The organism is Streptomyces sp. SID1328 (genome assembly GCF_009865595.1).
GTDB lineage: Bacteria > Actinomycetota > Actinomycetes > Streptomycetales > Streptomycetaceae > Streptomyces > Streptomyces griseoluteus.
This window is the reverse complement of record NZ_WWKH01000546.1, coordinates 1-286: the sequence shown is the minus strand read 5'-3', so window position 1 is coordinate 286 and position 286 is coordinate 1. Positions and strand designations below refer to the sequence as shown.

The 286-nt window shown below is 69.6% G+C and carries 1 protein-coding gene; it reads right to left on the bottom strand.

All coding sequences use genetic code 11. The features are described 5' to 3' along the window. Positions 1-284 (bottom strand): ATP/GTP-binding protein (locus GT030_RS16950; protein WP_346009663.1); only part of this gene is annotated, 284 nt, incomplete at its 3' end. Between the last annotated feature and the right edge of the window lie 2 nt (positions 285-286).

Genomic DNA, 286 nt, shown 5'->3' with positions numbered 1-286 from the left:
CGGGTGTCGACCAGGACGACCGCGCCGAGCGTGCCGGAGAACAGCCGGTCCCACAGGAACCAGAACCGCTCCTGGCCGGGCGCGCCGAACAGGTACAGCACGTTGTGCGCGTCCAGCGTGATGCGGCCGAAGTCGAAGGCGACGGTGGTGGCCGTCTTGGTGCCGACGTGCGCGATGTCGTCCACCGACTCGCCCGCCTGCGTCATCGTCTCCTCGGTGTTGAGGGGACGGATCTCGCTGACCGAGCGGACCAGCGTGGTCTTGCCGACGCCGAAGCCGCCCACGA